General features: G+C 61.3%; 20 protein-coding genes. 6 read left to right on the top strand and 14 right to left on the bottom strand.

What is annotated here, in order from left to right; all coding sequences use genetic code 11:
- Positions 1 to 5: 5 nt before the first annotated feature.
- Together flgF and BC360_RS18195 are read right to left on the bottom strand one after the other, a co-directional pair.
- Entirely contained in the window at positions 6 to 731 is a 726-nt protein-coding gene (gene flgF, locus BC360_RS18200) for a flagellar basal-body rod protein FlgF (protein ID WP_065796399.1), read from the bottom strand.
- A 2-nt stretch (positions 732 to 733) separates the two neighbouring features.
- On the bottom strand, positions 734 to 1,513 hold the full coding sequence (locus tag BC360_RS18195; RefSeq protein WP_065796398.1) for a DUF1217 domain-containing protein: 780 nt from the start codon (positions 1,511 to 1,513) through the stop codon (positions 734 to 736).
- Between the two features lie 183 nt (positions 1,514 to 1,696).
- Between BC360_RS18195 and motA the strand changes: the two genes are divergently transcribed.
- From motA to BC360_RS18165, 6 genes are all read left to right on the top strand, one after another.
- Positions 1,697 to 2,575 (top strand): flagellar motor stator protein MotA, encoded by an 879-nt coding sequence (motA, locus tag BC360_RS18190; protein WP_053250472.1) that lies wholly within the window; start codon positions 1,697 to 1,699, stop codon positions 2,573 to 2,575.
- A 4-nt stretch (positions 2,576 to 2,579) separates the two neighbouring features.
- Positions 2,580 to 3,527: a FliM/FliN family flagellar motor switch protein gene (locus tag BC360_RS18185; RefSeq protein ID WP_065796397.1), complete on the top strand. Its 948-nt coding sequence runs from the start codon at positions 2,580 to 2,582 to the stop codon at positions 3,525 to 3,527.
- 60 nt (positions 3,528 to 3,587) lie between these two features.
- The gene (gene fliN, locus BC360_RS18180; protein ID WP_065796396.1) at positions 3,588 to 4,211 is read left to right on the top strand and encodes a flagellar motor switch protein FliN; all 624 of its coding nucleotides are present in this window, start codon (positions 3,588 to 3,590) and stop codon (positions 4,209 to 4,211) included.
- A 29-nt stretch (positions 4,212 to 4,240) separates the two neighbouring features.
- Entirely contained in the window at positions 4,241 to 5,272 is a 1,032-nt protein-coding gene (gene fliG, locus BC360_RS18175; RefSeq protein WP_065784652.1) for a flagellar motor switch protein FliG, read from the top strand.
- Between the two features lie 234 nt (positions 5,273 to 5,506).
- Positions 5,507 to 6,586: a flagellar biosynthesis protein FlhB gene (flhB, locus tag BC360_RS18170; RefSeq protein WP_065796395.1), complete on the top strand. Its 1,080-nt coding sequence runs from the start codon at positions 5,507 to 5,509 to the stop codon at positions 6,584 to 6,586.
- 5 nt (positions 6,587 to 6,591) lie between these two features.
- Positions 6,592 to 7,032 (top strand): hypothetical protein, encoded by a 441-nt coding sequence (locus BC360_RS18165; protein ID WP_065796394.1) that lies wholly within the window; start codon positions 6,592 to 6,594, stop codon positions 7,030 to 7,032.
- Between the two features lie 12 nt (positions 7,033 to 7,044).
- Here the strand turns inward: BC360_RS18165 and visR are convergent, their stop codons facing one another.
- The 12 genes from visR to BC360_RS18105 form a co-directional block, all read right to left on the bottom strand.
- Positions 7,045 to 7,788, bottom strand: a complete 744-nt coding sequence (gene visR, locus BC360_RS18160; RefSeq protein WP_065796393.1) for a transcriptional regulator VisR — start codon at positions 7,786 to 7,788, stop codon at positions 7,045 to 7,047.
- Positions 7,789 to 7,800: 12 nt separating this feature from the next.
- Entirely contained in the window at positions 7,801 to 8,541 is a 741-nt protein-coding gene (gene visN / locus BC360_RS18155) for a transcriptional regulator VisN (protein WP_065796392.1), read from the bottom strand.
- An 838-nt stretch (positions 8,542 to 9,379) separates the two neighbouring features.
- Positions 9,380 to 11,056, bottom strand: a complete 1,677-nt coding sequence (gene fliF / locus BC360_RS18150; RefSeq protein ID WP_065796391.1) for a flagellar basal-body MS-ring/collar protein FliF — start codon at positions 11,054 to 11,056, stop codon at positions 9,380 to 9,382.
- A gap of 358 nt (positions 11,057 to 11,414) precedes the next feature.
- Entirely contained in the window at positions 11,415 to 11,807 is a 393-nt protein-coding gene (gene cheT, locus BC360_RS18145; RefSeq protein WP_065796390.1) for a chemotaxis protein CheT, read from the bottom strand.
- 72 nt (positions 11,808 to 11,879) lie between these two features.
- The gene (gene cheD, locus BC360_RS18140) at positions 11,880 to 12,434 is read right to left on the bottom strand and encodes a chemoreceptor glutamine deamidase CheD (protein ID WP_065784645.1); all 555 of its coding nucleotides are present in this window, start codon (positions 12,432 to 12,434) and stop codon (positions 11,880 to 11,882) included.
- Positions 12,431 to 12,820, bottom strand: a complete 390-nt coding sequence (locus tag BC360_RS18135) for a response regulator (RefSeq protein ID WP_025425902.1) — start codon at positions 12,818 to 12,820, stop codon at positions 12,431 to 12,433. The genes cheD and BC360_RS18135 overlap by 4 nt, the downstream gene beginning before the upstream one ends.
- Positions 12,820 to 13,878 (bottom strand): protein-glutamate methylesterase/protein-glutamine glutaminase, encoded by a 1,059-nt coding sequence (locus BC360_RS18130; RefSeq protein ID WP_065796389.1) that lies wholly within the window; start codon positions 13,876 to 13,878, stop codon positions 12,820 to 12,822. Before BC360_RS18130 ends, BC360_RS18135 begins: the two co-directional genes overlap by 1 nt.
- Complete coding sequence (gene cheR / locus BC360_RS18125; protein ID WP_065796388.1) at positions 13,875 to 14,783, bottom strand: protein-glutamate O-methyltransferase CheR; 909 nt, start codon at positions 14,781 to 14,783, stop codon at positions 13,875 to 13,877. The genes BC360_RS18130 and cheR overlap by 4 nt, the downstream gene beginning before the upstream one ends.
- Positions 14,780 to 15,250, bottom strand: coding sequence for a chemotaxis protein CheW (locus BC360_RS18120; protein ID WP_065796403.1), 471 nt, complete (start codon positions 15,248 to 15,250; stop codon positions 14,780 to 14,782). Before BC360_RS18120 ends, cheR begins: the two co-directional genes overlap by 4 nt.
- Positions 15,251 to 15,255: 5 nt before the next feature.
- Positions 15,256 to 17,544, bottom strand: a complete 2,289-nt coding sequence (locus BC360_RS18115; protein WP_065796387.1) for a chemotaxis protein CheA — start codon at positions 17,542 to 17,544, stop codon at positions 15,256 to 15,258.
- Between the two features lie 19 nt (positions 17,545 to 17,563).
- On the bottom strand, positions 17,564 to 17,929 hold the full coding sequence (locus BC360_RS18110) for a response regulator (RefSeq protein ID WP_065784641.1): 366 nt from the start codon (positions 17,927 to 17,929) through the stop codon (positions 17,564 to 17,566).
- 3 nt (positions 17,930 to 17,932) lie between these two features.
- On the bottom strand, positions 17,933 to 18,226 hold the full coding sequence (locus BC360_RS18105) for an STAS domain-containing protein (protein WP_065784640.1): 294 nt from the start codon (positions 18,224 to 18,226) through the stop codon (positions 17,933 to 17,935).
- Positions 18,227 to 18,228 lie beyond the last annotated feature (2 nt).

Genomic DNA, 18,228 nt, shown 5'->3' with positions numbered 1-18,228 from the left:
ACGCCTTAGCGGCTGCCACCGAGTGTCTTGATCGCTTCGTCAAGCGACCCTTCGCTGTCACGCATCAGCGCGGTGATGTTGTCGAAGGCGCGGGTGACCATGATCAGCTGCGACATTTCCGCGATGGCGTTGACGTTGGATTCCTCGAGGAACCCCTGCATGACGCCGACGTCGAAGCGATCGACGACCGGTTCCGGCTGTACCGCCGGGAGTACGGCGCTGTTGTCGAGGCGCATGAAGCCCTTGCTGAAGTCCGCCTGGTAGAGGCCGAGCGAGGCGACGGCGACACCGTTCTGGTGCAGAGCACCGTCAGCGCCGACGGTCACGTCGCCGGCCGAGCCATTGAGCTGGATCGGCGCGCCGCCGGTGTCGAGAACCGGATAGCCGCGAATGGTGACCAGGTCGCCGGTTTCGGTCAGGGTGAAGCGACCGTCACGCGTCAGGGCCGGGCCCGAGGGCGTGTCGATCTGGAACCACGCGTCGCCCTTGACGGCGAAATCCAGCGCAGCCCCGGTGCGCGTCAGCGAACCGTTGCTGGTATTGAGGAACTCTTCGCCCTTGCTGACGTAGGAAACCTTGGTCGGCTTGGTATCGCCGAGCATCTGGTTGAACTTCACTTCCGTGCCGCGGAAACCGACGGTGCCCGAGTTTGCGATATTGTCGGCAAGTGTGTTGAGGCGCTTTTCAAGCGCCATCTGCGACGAAATCGCGACATAAAGACCGGTCTGCACGTTCAGCGTCCCCCGAGTTTCAGACTGTTGATGGACAGGAGCAGATCGGAAGAGATGCCGTAGCCGCTCGACGAGCCGAAAACCGCAAGCGGGTCATAACCGTCCGTTGAATTGTTGATTTCCCAGAGGGCAGTAAAGCGATCGAGAAAGTCCGTCAGCTTGGCCGGATCCTGGAAGTCCTTGAGATCGATTGCCGCCTCATAGGTGGCCGCCTGACGATCGACCTCGGTGCCGGCGAATTCGTCAGGCAGCTGCAGCGTGGTGCGCACCACCTGCGCCAGCGCCTCGTCGGCGATGATGGCGTAGCCGCTGGTGATCGACGGCGCCATGCGGGCGAAATAGAGCGCGAGCCGCACGCCGGCATTCTCCTCGCCGGCACTCTGCTCCAGCGTCTGGCGGGCGTATTTGTCGACAACGCCCTTCTGGGCGCGATCGAAGGAGGTGGCAGCCTCACCTTGGCGGGCGAAATTCAGCGATTCGGCCAGTTGCTTGTAGCGGCTGTCGGTCAGCTTATTGGCGAAGGCATCCTCGTTGTCGACGCCCTCGGTCAGCACCTTGCGCATGAAGGCCTTGGCGTAGCCCATGTCTTCAAGGCCGTGTGCCTTGATCGCGTAGTCGTAGAGGCGCGTGTCGGCGAAGAACTGGTCGATAGTTTTGATATCACCGATCTTCGAGAGGTAATATTCGGTCTCGCGGGCGACGTCCGGCTGTTTGGCGACGCGCTCCAGCGACTTGCTCAAGTCGGCTGTGATCAGCTTGTAGCTCGTATAGGTCGTGGTCACGATCGGTCGCCCTTAGCGGAGTGAGACGGGCGCGACTGGAGAGCCGGCCATACCAAATCCTGACCGGATTGGCTTGCGCGAACCTGTTCCACGCAATGATTTCCGCGGCCTCGACGGCCAGCCTCACGCAAGGAAGAAACCTTATCCCGTTAGACGAAAATGGGATCGTGACGGGTATCGAAAATGAACATCATCATCGGGCTTCTTGTGACTTTCGGCTGTATTCTCGGCGGCTACGTGGCCATGGGCGGCCACATGGAAGTCCTCAACCAGCCTTTCGAACTGCTGATTATCGGCGGCGCCGGTATCGGCGGCTTCATCATGGCCAACTCCATGAAGGTGGTGAAGGATACCGGCAAGGCCCTCGGCGAAGCCTTTCGCCATAAGGTTCCCAAGGAGCGGGAATATCTCGATACGCTCGGCGTTCTCTACTCGCTGATGCGGGATCTCAGGACGAAGTCGCGCAACGAGATCGAAAGCCACATCGACAACCCCGAGGAATCCTCGATCTTCCAGTCGGCGCCGACCGTTCTGAAGAACAAGGAACTGACGGCCTTCATCTGCGACTACGTCCGCCTGATCATCATCGGCAACGCCCGCTCGCACGAGATCGAGGCACTGATGGATGAGGAAATCCAGACCATCACCCACGACAAGATGAAGTCCTACCACGCCCTGACGATCATGGGCGACGCCTTCCCGGCGATCGGCATCGTCGCGGCGGTTCTCGGCGTCATCAAGGCGATGGGCGCGATCAGCGAAGCGCCGGAGGTTCTCGGTGCCAAGATCGCCGCCGCACTCGTCGGCACATTGCTCGGCGTGTTCCTTTCCTACTCGATCGTCGCTCCGCTGGTCGCCAACATCAAATCCGTCCGCGAGAAGCAGAACCGGCTCTACATCATCGTCAAGCAGACGCTGCTTGCCTACATGAACGGCTCGGTTCCGCAGGTTGCGCTCGAATACGGCCGCAAGACGATCTCGGCCTACGAGCGTCCCTCGATCGACGCCGTCGAGCAGGAAATGATGAACCCCGGCGGCGGCAGCGAAAGCAAGGCGGCTTGATCCGATGATGTCAGGAACAACAACAAACGTTCATCCCTTCGACAGGAAACTGCTGGCGCGCATGACCGGCGCGCTCGGCGACGACCGCGCGATCGGTCGAGTGGCACTCGATCTCGGCCAGGTGTTCGGCGAATTCCTCCCCGACATCTGCAAAGCGGAAACCGGCCTCGATATCGCCATCGGCTATGCTGGCTTCCGCACCGGACTTCGCAACAATCTGATCACCGAGCTCGGCCACGGCGTGCTGATCAGCGACGTCTCCTTGCGCAACTGGTCCCCGGACTTTCAGATCGGCTGCGACAGCCCGATCATCATCACCATGGTCGAGGCGCTGCTCGGCGCTGAGCCGACCGATATCGAAGAGCCGCAGCCGCGTGTGCTTTCCCCCATCGAAATCGATGTCGCCCAACCGATCTTCGAAAAGATTGCCGACGTGCTGCGCACGGCCGTCAATGCATCGGGCGGTTTTGAACCGATCGTTGCCCGCGCGCACAACAGTGCGGCCCGCGGCAAACCGGACCCGGCGGTCGAGGACGTTCATGCGGCAGCGATCGACATGACGATCGGCTTCGGCCCGGTGCTGTCGACCTTCTCGATCATCGTGCCGCAAAGCGTGCTCCTGAAGACGCAGATCGTCTTTCCAAAAGGCGCCGGACAGAACCGCAAGCAGAAGTCCGAATGGACCGAACAGATGGAGGAGCAGGTTCGCCGCTCCGCCGTCACCATCGAGGCGCGGATCCGGCTGGAAAGCCTGACGCTCGAGACGATCAGTCGCCTCCAGGCCGGCGACGTCATTCCCTTCCACGATGCCCAGGACGTTCGCGTCGACGTGAATGCCAACGGCCGCGATCTCTATGTCTGCGAGTTCGGTCGATCGGGTGCGAAATATACCGTGCGGGTCAAGGACACCCACGGTTCCGAACAGGACATCCTTCGCCACATCATGAGTTAATTCGGCTCGCCGTCGCCAGGCAGTAGGCCTGAGGCAAGCTTCAACTGGAATAGTTCGCACATGGCACCCAAGAAAGCACCAATCAACGAACAGGCCGCAGTCGCTGTCGGAGACATGGAACTCGACCAGGCGATCGACGATCTGCGCGGTGTTCTGAAGAAGGACACGGACGCGCCGGCTGGCTTCGGCGCTGAGTTCGGCAGCGAAGACACACTTGGCGGCACCGCCGAATTCGGCGACTTCGCCGCTCCTGCCGATGGCCTTGGCGCCTTTGGTGGCGACTTCGGTTCGGACAGCTTCGGCAGCGACCTGTCGGCCAGCCCGGCCGCTACGGATTTCGGTGCCGGCAGCTTCGGCGCAGGCGATTTCGGCGCATCCGCCTTCGATGCCGGTGAGCCCGCCATCGATACGCCGCCCGGCAGCGGCATGACCGCCAATCTCGACCTGATCATGGACATTCCGATCGATGTCCAGATCGTTCTCGGCACCAGCCGCATGCAGGTCTCGGGTCTCATGAACCTGACCGAAGGCGCCACGATTTCGCTGGACCGGCGGATCGGCGAACCGGTCGAAATCATGGTCAACGGCCGCATCATCGGCCGCGGCGAAATTACCGTTCTCGAAGGCGACGACACCCGGTTCGGCGTCAAGCTCATCGAGATCAAGGGCAGCAAGAAATCATAGAGCCCGATGATTGGGCGAGGGATGAATCCATGATGGATTTCGAGAGTTTTGAGGCGCAGGCACTTTCCAGGCCTCTCAACCAGACGGATAAGGCGGCGGCCGTTCTCCTGGCGATGGGCAAGTCCGTCGCCGGAAAGCTGCTGAAGTTCTTCACCCAGAGCGAATTGCAGGCGATCATCGCCTCCGCGCAGTCGCTACGGGCCATCCCTCCTCACGAACTGGAAGCGCTGGTCAACGAGTTCGAGGACCTCTTCACCGAGGGCGCCGGCCTCATGGACAATGCCAAGGCCATCGAGAGCATTCTGGAGGAAGGCCTGACCCCTGATGAAGTCGACGGCCTGCTCGGCCGCCGCGCCACCTTCCAGTCCTACGAAGCCAATATCTGGGACCGCCTGCAGGAATGCGACCCGGTTGCGGTCGCGCTGCAGCTGGCCAGGGAACATCCGCAGACCATTGCCTATGTCCTGTCGATGATGCCTTCGAGCTTCGGCGCGAAGGTGCTGCTGCAGCTCTCCGAAGCGCAGCGGCCGGATATCCTGAAGCGTGCGGTCAACATGAAGGACGTCAGCCCCAAGGCTGCGTCGATCATCGAGAACCGCGTCATGGAAATGATCGGCGAGATGGAAGCCGAGCGCAATTCCGCCGGCCCGACCAAGATCGCCGAGGTGATGAACGAGCTCGACAAGCCGCAGGTCGACACGCTGCTCGCTTCGCTCGAATCTCTCAGCACCGAGTCGGCCAAGAAGGTTCGCCCGAAGATCTTCCTCTTCGACGACGTTCTCTACATGCCGCAGCGCAGCCGCGTTCAGCTCTTCAACGATGTCTCGACCGACATCATCACCATGGCGCTGCGCGGTTCGACCTCGGACCTGCGCGAATCGGTGCTCGCCTCGATCGGCGCACGCCAGCGCCGCATGATCGAATCCGATCTTGCCATGGGCGATGCCGGCATTAACCCGCGCGATATCGCCATTGCCCGCCGCTCGATCACCCAGGAGGCGATCCGCCTTGCCGCAAGCGGCCAGCTGGAGCTGAAGGAGAAGGAAGCGCAGGCCGCCTGATCCCTCCCGGCCGCCGGGAGACCTCTTAAAGGCCGGCGCAAAGCCCAGTCGTAGAACCATAACGCGGGCCCAGAGCCCGCGTTTCTGCGTTGGCGGGATCAACAGCGCGCATTTCCTGTTGACCCCGCATGATTGCCCCGACGAGACCCTTGTCTGCCCTGGTTTCCGGGTTCACTACAGGCAGCGCAAGATCAGCGCTGGCTTGCGGAAACCGGTCGGGAGACTTCCTGTCGCATGTCGGACGATCAGGATAAGGACAGCAAAACAGAGTCCCCGTCGGAGAAAAAGATCTCCGACGCCGCCGACAAGGGCAACGTGCCCTTCTCTCGCGAGGCGACCACCTTTGCCTCGACGGTGGCGATCTACATCTTCTTCGTGTTCTTCCTAACCGACGGTGCCAGCACGGTCGCCGAGGCGCTCAAGGACATCTTCGAGCAGCCGGAAGCCTGGCGGCTGAACAACGCCACGGATGTCGTCGCATTGATGACGCACCTCGCCTGGAAGTCGACGGCGCTGCTCGTTCCCGTCTTCGTGCTGCTCATCGTCTTCGGTGTCGGCTCATCGATCTTTCAGAACCTGCCGCGCCCGGTGCTCGATCGCATCCAGCCGAAGATGAACCGGATTTCGCCGATGGCCGGCCTGAAGCGCATCTTCGGCGTCCAGGGCCTGGTGGAGTTCGGAAAGTCGCTGTTCAAGATCATCATCGTGTCGATCCTCGTGGTGCTCGTTCTCTGGAACGACTACTTCGCGACGCTCGACCTGATGTTCTCCGATCCGGTGACTATCTTCTCGGCGATGACGTCCGATCTCAATCAGGTGATGATCGTCATCATGCTGGCGACGGCCGTGCTGGCGATCGCCGATCTCTTCTGGTCGCGTCATCATTGGTACACCGAACTGATGATGACCAAGCAGGAAGTAAAAGAGGAGATGAAGCAGGCCCAGGGTGACCCGATCGTCAAGTCGCGCCTGCGTTCCATGCAGCGCGACCGGGCGCGCAAACGCATGATTTCATCCGTGCCACGGGCGACGCTGGTGATCGCCAACCCGACGCACTATGCCGTAGCGCTCCGTTACGTCCGTGAAGAAAGCGACGCGCCGGTGGTCGTTGCGCTCGGCCAGGACCTCGTCGCCCTGAAAATCCGCGAGATTGCAGAGAAAAACGGCATCCCCGTCTTCGAGGATCCGCCGCTTGCACGCTCCATGTTTGCACAAGTCTCGGTCGATAGTGTGATTCCACCCGTGTTTTACAAGGCAGTTGCCGAACTCATTCACAGGGTGCATGCGCAATCGCAACCAAAACGGATGACGTAACGCCGATGAAAAAGTGCGAATTCTCCGAGAGTCGGGAACAGATAGTAGCCGAAGCGATCCGCCCAGTGGCGACCGAGTTGCGTCTCATCGACGCTGCGGACTTCATCGCTCTCCTGCGGTTCGAATCCTACGCCAGCCTCGCTGACCTCGTTGAATCGGCCGCCGAGCTCTATTTCCTGCCCGGAACGGTCAATTTCGGTCTCGGCGGCAACTACAACCTGGATTGGGACAGCGAGCCGGAAATCGTGCTCGATCTCGAGCTCAAACCGCGCGGCGTGACCATTTACGTGCGCCTCTCGCTCGGCAACGACACCGCCGGCATCGAGATCAGCCACATCGCCTTCCAGAACCCATCGGCGGATCCGGACGAGAACACGGCCTTTCTTGCAAAGAGCCTCGCGGAAGCGAAGTTCAGTACGTCGTACCAGCTGCCTCTGGCGAGCTGAACCGTTGGGCCGTCAACTGATGTAGCCGAGGCGAATAGCCTTGGCGATCGCCTGGATACGGTTGACCGAATCGAGTTTGGTCGTCGCGGCGCCGAGATAGGCGTTGACCGTGTGGACGGAGAGCCCCATCCGTTCGGCGATCTCTTCGCTGATATGACCGTCACCAGCCATTTGCAGGCAGGCGATCTCACGGTCGCTGAGCGTCTCGGCCTGCACCATGCGCTTCTCGTCGGCCGCCAGAAGGTCGGTCATGATCGTGCAGCTGCGGCCATGCAGATCGACGACCTGTTCGGTCGTCGCATCGACGTAGCTGCCGGCGAAGACGACATATCCGTTGCCCTGGGCACCGAGCCGCACGGGAAAAGCGATACCGGAATAGGGCAGCTTGCGCCCTTTCAGACGGTGGGCGAAGTGTCCGAATTCAGACATCTCCGCCGCCTGGTGTTCGCCCAGGCCGTCCCAAAGCACCGGCAGCAGTGACGTATCGAGATGCGCCGTCAACTCCTCGCCGTAGACGGTTATGAGATCGTGCGCATTCGCTTCCGAGGAGATGCCCCAGTTGTCGAGCACGCAAGCCAGCATGCGCACCGCGCCCATGCCCTTGCCGTTGAGGCGCAGGACGGCGAAGTGCTTGGCGTTGATCTGACGCTGCATCGCCTGCAATCGCGTGATCAGGGTCGCCGCGCGCGCCGCCCTGCCGCTGCGGCTGTGCCGTTGGTCGTCGTCGCTGCGTCCATTGGCGAGAAAATGGGTCATCGGCCTCGCCTCTCAGACCAGGTTGTTGCGGACGGCATAGGCAATCGCTTCCGAGCGGGTTCGCGTGGCCGTCTTTCGCATGACGCTGGTGATGTAGTTGTTGATCGTGTTGCGCGAGATCCCGAGAATGACGGCGATCTCTTCGCTCGTCTTGCCCTCGGCGATCCAGAAGAGGCACTCCAGTTCACGGTCGGTGAGTTCGAAGTCGCGATCGTGCCGCACTTCGGCGCGGGTGGTGAAGCTTGCGAGGTATCCGGCAAGCAGGGTCACATCGCGCAGGCTCTCCTGCGAGAGGATCACATCCTCGGGAACGAGCAGCATCAACGAGAAGCGCAGCCGCCCGACATTGAAGGTGACCGCGCAATATTCGCGGCTGATGCCGCGCGGCAGGTCGATGTCATCAGGCAGCGCATAGAACATTGGCTGCAGCACCGAGAGGCATTTTTCAAGCTCGGTTGTCTTGGCATGAAGCCCAGTAACGATGCCCGAAAGGCGCCTGACGATGTCGAACGGCCAGTCCGAGCAGACGACGAAGTCGAGGCCGTTGTCCTGAGAGAGATCGTACCGTGCCAGGAGATGATGGCTCGCTCCGACATATTCGGTCAGCGCCGCAAGCCCGCTCGCCAGATTGGCACGCCCCGCCATTTCGCGCAGCCGCCGGAACAACTGATCACGCGTGAGCCTGCCACCGCGTATGCGTGTCGACGCTGTCGGCAAAGGCCAGACAGTTATGTCTGCTTGCGAAATGTCCATGATGTCAGCCCCCGTGCCGGATTCACCGCCCTGGAACCTGCGCTTGCACTGTCGCCGCCAACAGCCGGCCCAAGCCGAATATCACCACCAGTCGCAATTCAGGACGCGAATCAACTGTTAAAAATGTACATCCGTCCTCAAAAAAAACCACCGCCATCTTCTCGCTATTTACTTCACCCCCCTTTCATGAAACGATTCGCCAAGATGTCGCTTCGTTATCACCGAATCCGAGCCTCGCGCAGCGCATCTTTTGACATAGCATTGATATTTAAGAGAGTTTTACTGCTCGAATCGCCCCTGCTCCGCTGCCGCATCGACTTCGCGCAGCGCCGTGCGCCGCGTTGAGCGCAAATCCAGCCCAAATCTCGCCATTCAGCAGACTCAGGAGAAGCTTCGAATAGAGGCATATTTTACTTTAGAGTGATGCCTGTTGCGGAAATGCATCAATTATTCGATCGAACAACCGCAGCCTATCAATATATAAAACTCGAATACGTTACGGATTATTATCGAATAATCCAATTTATATTCCAATTAAACTATGTATTGACCAGAGCGGCGACAGTAAACCGGCCTACCGGCTGCATCCGGGCGGTGACGGCGGAATCTAAAAATTAAGATCTCGTTAAAGTATTACAATCGCGGATCGCACCCATGACTCTGGCGCCGACGCAACGCTTCTTGTCGCGGATTCAGCGGCCGATACCGGCAGCCGCAGAGACTCGCACAATATTTGCACCGGACATGGCGGCAATCCCCCGCATCCGCAACGCCATTGAAACGAAAAATCCCGCCGGAGCGGCGGGATTTTGCTCTATCAGACGATTTCTGTGTGTGATCAGGCAGCTTTCTCGAGAGCCCATTTGCGCAGAATCTTTGCGGCGCGCTCTTCGCTGATCTCGACCATGCGGGCGAGGCGCCTTTCCGGCCCCTCCTTGACGCGGCGGTTGAAGCTGCCGGCGTCTTCGCCCATGCTGAGCAGATCGTCGCCGCTGTCGAAGCCGAAGTCCGAACCGAAGCCGTCCATGAGGGCGCCACCAGCCCCGGCAGTCGCAGGAGAGAAGTCGGGCAGTTCGAGACCAGCGGCTTCGCTTTCGAGTTGGCCGGCGTTTCCGCCGAGGCCGAGCTGCCGGGCGAGTGGCCGCATGCCCATCCAGACCACCAGGAAAGCGACGGCCACGAAGGCAAGCGCATTGATGATGCCACCAAGGTTGCGCGTCAGCGTCTCCATGATGCCCGGGCCGGCAATGGCTTGATCGAGCAATTGCGTCTCGACGAAGTCCATCGCGTTCAACGTCACGACGTCGCCACGGTTCGCGTCGATGCCGGCGGCCGACGACACGATCTTCTGCATCTCCTGGAGATAAGCATCGATCTTCGCCTGATCGGCGGGCTCGCCGACCATGGCAGCAAGGCGGCCACGGTTAACGACCACGGCAATCGACAGGCGCTCGACCGTGTAGCTGTTTTTCACGGTCGCGATCGTCTTGCTGTTGATCTCGTAGTTGGTCTGTTCTTCCTTCTTCTCGGCCTGATCGTTCGACTGCGGGCCGGCGCCGCCGCTCGGGGCGGCCTGAGGAATGTTCTGCTGTACCGTTGCGGCATTGTCCGGCTGCTGCTGGCTGGACTTCTGCTCTTCCTTGGTCACGCGGGTGGAGCGCTCGACACGCGATTCCGGGTCGAACATCGTCTCCTGGATCTGCTGTGTGTCGGTGTTCAGACGAGCCGTAACGCTGGTGCGGAAGTTGTCCATGCCGAGGAATGGAGCAAGCGCGTTGTCGATCTTCTTCTCAAGCTCTGTCTGGACGTTCTGCACGACACCCAGCGACTGGTTGAGGGCGCTGTTGGCCGGATCGTCGCCCGAAGCGAGAAGCTGACCGGTCGAATCGAGGATGGTGACGTCATCGACGTCGAGCCCCGGTACGGACGAGGCGACGAGATGGCGGATGGAAGCGGCGGCATTGCGGCCGACCGTGGCGCTGGCGCGGATCATCACCGAGGCGGTCGGGTTCTGGTCTGCCTTGCGGAAGCTACCGCGCTCGGGCATCACGATGTGGACGCGGGCGGCGGCGATACCGGAGATCTGTTGGATGGTGCGACCGATTTCACCCTCGAGCGCGCGAACACGGGTGACTTCCTGCATGAAGGAGGTCAGACCGAGCGAGCCGACATTGTCGAAGAGTTCGTAGCCGGCATTGGCGCTGCTCGGCAGGCCGCGCTCGGCGAGCAGCAGACGGGACTTGCCGGTCATGCCGACCGGAACCTGGATGCTGCCGCCATCCGCCCCGACATTGAAGTCGATGTTGGCTTCGGCAAGTGCAATGCTGATCTGGGTGACATCGCTTCGCTCGAGCCCGACATAGAGCGTCTCGAACGATGGCCTGTTGACGTAGATGCCAGCCCCCAAGACCAGGCCGACGGCGATAATGCCGGCAGCGGCCAGCGCTATCAGCTTGCCTTGCCCCAGGCTGGCGAGGTTCTTCGTGAACATCGAAAATTGATTCAACAGACTCATTCTGTTTCCGCACCCAGTATCGCAGGACATTCGAGCCGGTCATCCGACGAGCGCCCTGCGCAGTTCCAACATTTGGTTTTCTGGGTTTCGCGCGCCCCGTAACGACTTCCAATACACGCGAATCCATCAGCCCCGATCCGGACCGTAGGAAACGAAACTTGCGCGAACTTGGCTTTCGCCTGCAGTCTCGGGGAATTCCGGGGATATGGCTGTCGAGAAATCTGGCTGTACCGGCGGCCGGTACAGCCGCAAGGGCTAGAAGGCTTCCGTCTTAAACGGCGTCGCGGAGACGATCGATCTCTTGGTTTTTACGCATTCCCTGACGGAAACCCGCGTCGCACTTTTCCTGGGAAGTGCTCTAGAACGCCTCGAAGTCGCCCGCTGCCTTCGTCAACGGTTGCGAATGGCCGTGGCGCAGCATGCCGTTGCCCAGCGTCTTCTTCATGTCGGCGAGCTTGACCAGATTGACGGCCGTGGTCACGTCGACCAGGCAGGTATCGGGGATCGCGGCCGTGATCGTATCGATGAACTCGGCAAGGCCGCGGGTCTTCTGCACGGCCAGATCGATGCCCTGCAGCACCATCATCTCGTCGGGATTGTCCAGTGCCGAGGCGCCCCGACCGCCGAGCAGTTGCGGCTCGATCCGTTCGATGAGATAGGCGACGTCGTGAAGTTCGGTGACGACGCGCATCAACACTTCGGGCAGCGATTCTTCCACGTGCGGCATGTGGGCCTGGTAGTCAGTCTGCATTGGCGGTTCTCACGTGGTTTCTGTGGCGATGGTGCAGGCGTAGGGTTCGCCTGCGGAGCAAGCCCCGCAGGATCAGAAGAATTCGATGGAGCTTTCGACCGGACGCGGCGCCACCACCGGGCGCTCTTCCAGCTGGACCGTGCGCTGGGTTTCCACCCCTGTCAGTGCGTACTGACGGGCGCGGCCCGACGACGGCCAGTATTCGAGCTTCCGGCCGTGTTCGCCGCCCGTGCTCTCGCCGACAATGCGGATGCCTTCGTCGAGCAGGAACTGCCGGGCAAAGGCGGCATTCTGCTCGCCGACATTCGAGAACCGTGCGATGGTCTTGGCGCCGCCAAAGATCTTGGCCTCGAGCCGATCGCGGCGGGCGCCCTGCTTCAACAGACCGTTGATCAGCAGTTCCATGAGATGGACCCCGTAGCGGGTAGCATCACCGCCGGAAGCAGGCGAGGACGCCGCCCCCGGCAGCAGGAAATGATTCATGCCGCCGACTCCGACCACGGGATCACGCATGCAGGCAGCCACGCAGGAACCGAGAATGGTCGACAACACCACATTGGGATCGTTGAAGACCTTGTACTCGCCCTGGATGACATGCACGCGCTTGCCGACGGCTTCCATGTTCATTTCAATGCCCCAAATACGGCTTCGATCGCGGCCTTCATCTTTTCGATGGTGAACGGCTTGGCGAGCACGTTGTTGGCACCGAGCGCCGCTGCCTTCTGGACCAGCGCGCGGTCGCCCTGCGCCGTCAGGATGATGAACGCCGCCTTCTTGGTGGCCGGGTTGGATCGCACCGCCTGGAGCAGGCCAAGGCCGTCCATCTTCGGCATGTTGAAGTCGGAGATGACGAGGTGATGCGGGTTCTGGGCCATGATCTTCATGCCCTGCTCCCCATCACCGGCGGCCGTGATCTGCTTGAAGCCCAGCTGCTGCAAGGCATCGCCCAGAAGCAGGCGGCTCGTGACCTGATCGTCAACGATCAGTACTTTTATTTTTTCGGCGATGGACATTATTCGCTTCCTTCCTTCCGGAGCGCCGCTGTCTTCAGTATCTCTTCCCCGATGGAACCGAGGGGGAGCTGCGTTTCGACGGCACCCAATTCATATGCAACTCTCGGCATGCCGTAGACGACGCATGTCTTTTCGTTTTGTCCGAAGGTCTTTGCCCCGGCATGCCGCATTTTCAGGAGACCGGATGCGCCGTCGCGGCCCATGCCAGTCAGAATGACGCCGATCGCATTGCGGCCGGCAAGTTCGGCGACCGAATCGAACAGCACGTCAACCGAAGGACGGTGCCCGTTGACCGGATCGCGATCGACAAGACGGCAGCAAGGCGCCGTCGGATTGACGACCTGCAGGTGGCGCTCGCCACCCGGGGCCAGATAGACCTTGCCGATTTCCAGGCGCGCGCCATCGGTTGCTTCCTGCACCGCGGGCGCGCACAGGCGATTGAGCCGCTCGGCAAAACTCTTGGTGAAGGTGTGCGGCATGTGCTGCGTGATCACCGTCGGCGGGCAGTTCGCCGGGAACTTCTGCAACACCGTGATCAGAGCCTCGACGCCGCCGGTGGAGGCGCCGATTGCGATGATCTTGCGCCCTGCCCGATATTCGGAGGCGCCATTGGCATTGGCCGCCGCCGGCGCTGCCGCCTTGTTGCCGGTGATGATGAACTTGCGCTGCGAGCGCGCGGCCGCCTTCACCTTGTCGACGAGACCGGCAAAAGGATTCGGATCCCCCGGAAGGGGCTTTCCGACACAATCGAACGCGCCGATCTCAAGTGCTGCGATCGTCGCCTCGGCACCCTTGTGGGTCAGGGTCGAGACCATGATGACGGGCATCGGCCGCAGGCGCATGATCTTGTCGAGGAATTCGAGGCCGTTCATGTTCGGCATCTCGATGTCGAGCGTCACCACATCGGGATCGAGCTGCTTGATCGCCTGACGTGCTTCCATCGCATCGGCAGCCTGGCCGACGACGGTCACGCCCGGATCGGAATTGAGAACTGCGGTGATCAGGCCACGCATGGTGGCCGAGTCGTCGACGACGAGAACGCGAGCGGGTGCGGTCATACCCGTCCTCCATGAAACTTGCCGGTGTGGCGGTAGGTGGTGATGCCGATGTTGTCGAACTGCGACTTGGCGTCGCCCGACACGCGCTCGGAATGACCGATGTAAAGATGTCCGTTGGTGCCGAGCATTCCGGCAAAGCGCGACCAGATCTTCATCTGTGTCGACTCGTCGAAATAGATCACCACGTTGCGGCAGAAGATGACATCGAACGGCCCCTTGAACGGCCATTGCGCCATCAGGTTCAGCTCGTTGAAGGTGATGAGCCGCTTGACGCGATCATCGATCTGCCACTTGAAGCGGCCGCCGGCATTGACCTCGTCGAACCATTGCTTGCGCATGGCCGGATTGACCGTCTCGAGCGCGGTGGCGTCATAGGCGCCGGCCCGCGCCAGCGCCAGGATCTTCGGATCGATATCGGTGGCGAGGATGCGGAAGTCGTAATCGGCCGCGTTCGGCAGCAGCGACAGCACCGTCAGCGCGATCGAATAGGGTTCCTGCCCGTCAGAGCAGGCCGCAGACCAGATGCGCACGCGACCGCCGGCGTTGGCGCGAGCGATCAGTTCCGGCAGAACCTCCGTCTTCAGATGCTCGAAGTGATGGTTCTCGCGAAAGAAGCGGGTGAAATTCGTCGTCAGATGCGAAAGCATGTCGCGGCGGGCGGCAGCGCCTGCCGGCGAGGAGACCAGCTGGCAGTATTCGCGGAACCCCTTCAGCCCGAGATTGCGGATATGCTTCGACAGGCGGGAATAGACCAGGGATGCCTTGGTCTCGTTGAGGTAGATGCCGGCATCAGCGTAGATCATCGCTGCGATCTCACTGAGATCGCGGCGCGTCAGCGGATACTCGCCGCTTGCCAGACACTCGTCGGGTGACTGCTTCTGTTCGAGAACGGCCTGGTTTCTCATGCTGCTTCCCTTTCTTCCTGCGGGAAGACAGATTGGAGTTCGATCAGGCAGATCAGCCGACCTTCGATCGCGAGCACGCCACGGGCGAAGCTCCTCTCGAATTCGGACGAGATGACATCAGGCGTCGGCTGGATCTTGTCGTCGGTGATCGTCAGAATGTCGGAGACGGCGTCGACGAGCAGCCCAACCACCTGGTTCTTCACCTGGGCGACAATGATGACATGGCGGACCGTCGGTTCGGCAGGCTTCATGCCGAGGCGCGCCGAGAGATCGACGATCGGCAGCACCGCTCCACGCAGATTGATGATGCCGAGCATGTAGGCCGGCGCATGCGGCATCAATGTCGCCGGCGTCCATCCGCGGATTTCGCGCACGGACATCACGTTCACGCAGAATTCCTGATCGCCGACGCGGAAAGCGATCAGCTCCCGTCCGTCCGTGGTCAGATTTTTTGCGGCATAGGTCATCACATTCATCCGGCAGCAGCGAGAGACATTTCAGGCTTCAGCGACTGGCCACGCGAGGCGGCCACGATCGTGTCGACGTCGAGGATGAGCGCCACCCGACCGTCGCCGAGGATCGTCGCGGCCGCGATGCCCGGCACGTGGGTATAGTTGGCCTCGAGGCTCTTGATGACGACCTGGCGCTGGCCCTGGATGGCGTCCACCATCAGCGCACGCTGGCCGCCACCTTCGGATTCCACCAGAAGCGCTACGCCTTCGACCGGGTTTGCCTGGCTGGCGCGGAAGTTGAGGATGCGACCGACATCGACCAGCGGGCAGAAAGAGTTGCGGATCGAAATCAGCCGCTGGTTGGAGCCGAACGAATGGATTGCGGCCGCTTCCGGCTGCAAAGTTTCGACGATCGCCGTCAACGGCACCACCAGCGTCTGGTTGGCGACGGTGACCACCATGCCGTCAAGCACGGCCAGCGTCAGCGGCAGGCTCATGATGAAGACCGAGCCATGGCCGGGCTTCGACGAGATGTTGATGCGGCCGCCGAGCGCCTGGATCGAGCGCTTGACCACGTCCATGCCGACGCCGCGGCCGGAAATGTCGGAGATCTTGTCGGCGGTGGAGAAGCCGGCGTGGAAGATCAGGTTGTCGATCTCTTCGTCAGAGAGATTGGCGTCGGCGGCGATCAGATCATTGTCGATCGCTTTCTGGCGCACCTTCTCGCGGTTGATGCCGGCACCGTCATCGGCAAGTTCGATGACGATACGGCCCGACCGATGCTTGGCCGTCAGGCGCACGGTGCCTTCGGCGCTCTTGCCGGCGGCAAGCCGCTTCTCGGGCGTTTCGAGGCCATGATCGACCGCGTTGCGGATCATGTGCGTCAGCGGCTCGGCGAGCTTGTCGATGACCGTCTTGTCGACTTCAGTGTTTTCCCCTTCGGTGATGAGGCGGACCGACTTGCCGGTCATGTCGGCGATTTCGCGCACGATACGCGACATGCGCTGGAACACCGGCTTTACCGGCTGCGCGCGGATCGCCATCACCGAATCCTGGATCTCGCGGGTGAGCTGCTGCAGCTCTTCGAGGCCCATGTTGATCGACGAGGTGCCGTTGGCGTCGTTTTCGATCACGCTCTGCGACAGCATTGCCTGGTTGATCACGAGCTCGCCGACGAGGTTGATCAGGCGGTCGACGCGATCGAGATCGACGCGGATGGTCGGCGTCGCGGCGGACGCTGCTGCCTGTTGCGCGGCTGCAGATTGCGCCGCAGCGCTGGCGGCGGCACCGGCCGATTTTTCAGCGGGCGTGCGGGTGGCGGACTGCGCCATCTGCAGCACGTTGCTGGCGGTGCCGGCAGCGGAGACGGCCGCATCGCGGATCGCCTGCTGGGCTGCCAGCTGTTCTTCTTCCTCGATCACGCCGACCGAAACAGCCGGCTCGTCGTCGAGGATCGAGAGGTCGAACGGCACCGGCTGCATCGGCAGCTCCTCGCTCGGAGCGGCAGCATCGTCGGAGACCAGCGAAACCTCGAGGTCGCAATCCCACTCGGCGAATTCGAATACGGTGCGGATCGCGTCCTCGCCCTTGTCCGTCTTCAGCGATACCTTCCAGGAGAAGTAGGCGGATTCCGGGCTCAGGCGGTCGAGCGTCGGAAGTGCATCCATGTCGCAATGGATGCTCATGTCGCCCAGGCGGGAGAGGTCGCGCAGAAGCAGCGTTGCCTCATTGCCCTTGGCGTAGAGATCGGATTTCGGCTTGAAGACGATCTCGTAGGTCGGCATCTCCATCAGCGCCGGTTCATCCGCCTCGAAATCGTCGAAGGAGAACGCAACGGGCTGGAAGCCTTCGTCATTGACAACAGGGGCTGCGACCGCCGGGGCGGCCTTGACGACCGGTTCGGCAACGGCCGATGCCTGCAGCACTTCGCCATTGGCAAGCGCCTCGAGCTCCTTGATCAACTGGCGGCTGCGCGCCTCGTCGACGCTACCGCCATCACGGGCGGCGTTCGTCAGGTCGGCCAGAACGTCGGCCGACTTCAACATTACCTTCAAAACCTCGGGACCGGGGTCGAGCCTGTTGGAACGAACGCAATCAAGTGTCGTCTCAAAGACATGGGCGAAGGAGACGAGGTCGTCGAGCCCGAAGGCGCCGGCGCCACCCTTGATCGAGTGCACCGCGCGAAACACGGCATTGACCGTTTCCGGATCGCGGTCGCCGTCATTGAGCTTCAGAAGACCAGATTCCAGCTCCGCGAGCTGCTCCTCGCATTCCTGGAAGAAGATCTCTTTGATTTCGTTCATATCCATTGGAGGCTATCCTCGGACTTCAGGCCGTTACGCGCTCGATTGCATCAATCAGTTTGGTCGGGTCGAACGGCTTGACGATCCAGCCGGTGGCGCCGGCCTGACGGGCACGGTTCTTCTTTTCGGCATCGCTTTCCGTGGTCAGAACCAGGATCGGCACAGCGCGGTAACGGTCGTTCTTGCGCACGCCTTCGATGAAGCCGAAGCCGTCGAGACGCGGCATGTTGATGTCGGTGACGATGACATCCGGATTGGCTTCTTCGAGAACCTCGAGGCCCTCGACGCCGTCCTCAGCCTGGATCGTTTCAAAACCGGCATTGTTCAGCGTGACCAGAAGCATGTTCCGGATCGTCCGGGAGTCGTCGACTGTCAGAACTCGCTTTTTCATTCCTCAAATCTCCTTTGCCATCAGGTGGTCGATATCGACCCCGATGAGCTGTGTCGTTTTCTCGAAAGCGTCCGACACCTTGCTGAAGGTGAAAGACAAATGATCCTCTTCCCAAGTCTTGGCGCCGGCCATCAGGACCTGAACGCAGAGCGTTCCCACCCGCTCGACCGCCGAGGCATCGATCACCAGGTCGCTGCCCTTCAGGCCCAAAAGCTTCTCATGCAGCGCGGTCGCTTCGTTCAGGTCCAACACCGGAGCGAGGCTGAGCGTCTTGTGAGCGGTCTTCTTGCTGGCCATTC

The sequence above is a fragment of the Ensifer sp. LC163 genome, assembly GCF_001695855.1.
Lineage (GTDB): Bacteria > Pseudomonadota > Alphaproteobacteria > Rhizobiales > Rhizobiaceae > Ensifer.
The sequence above is the reverse complement of the archived record's forward strand: the minus strand, read 5'-3'. Positions and strand labels throughout refer to the sequence as shown.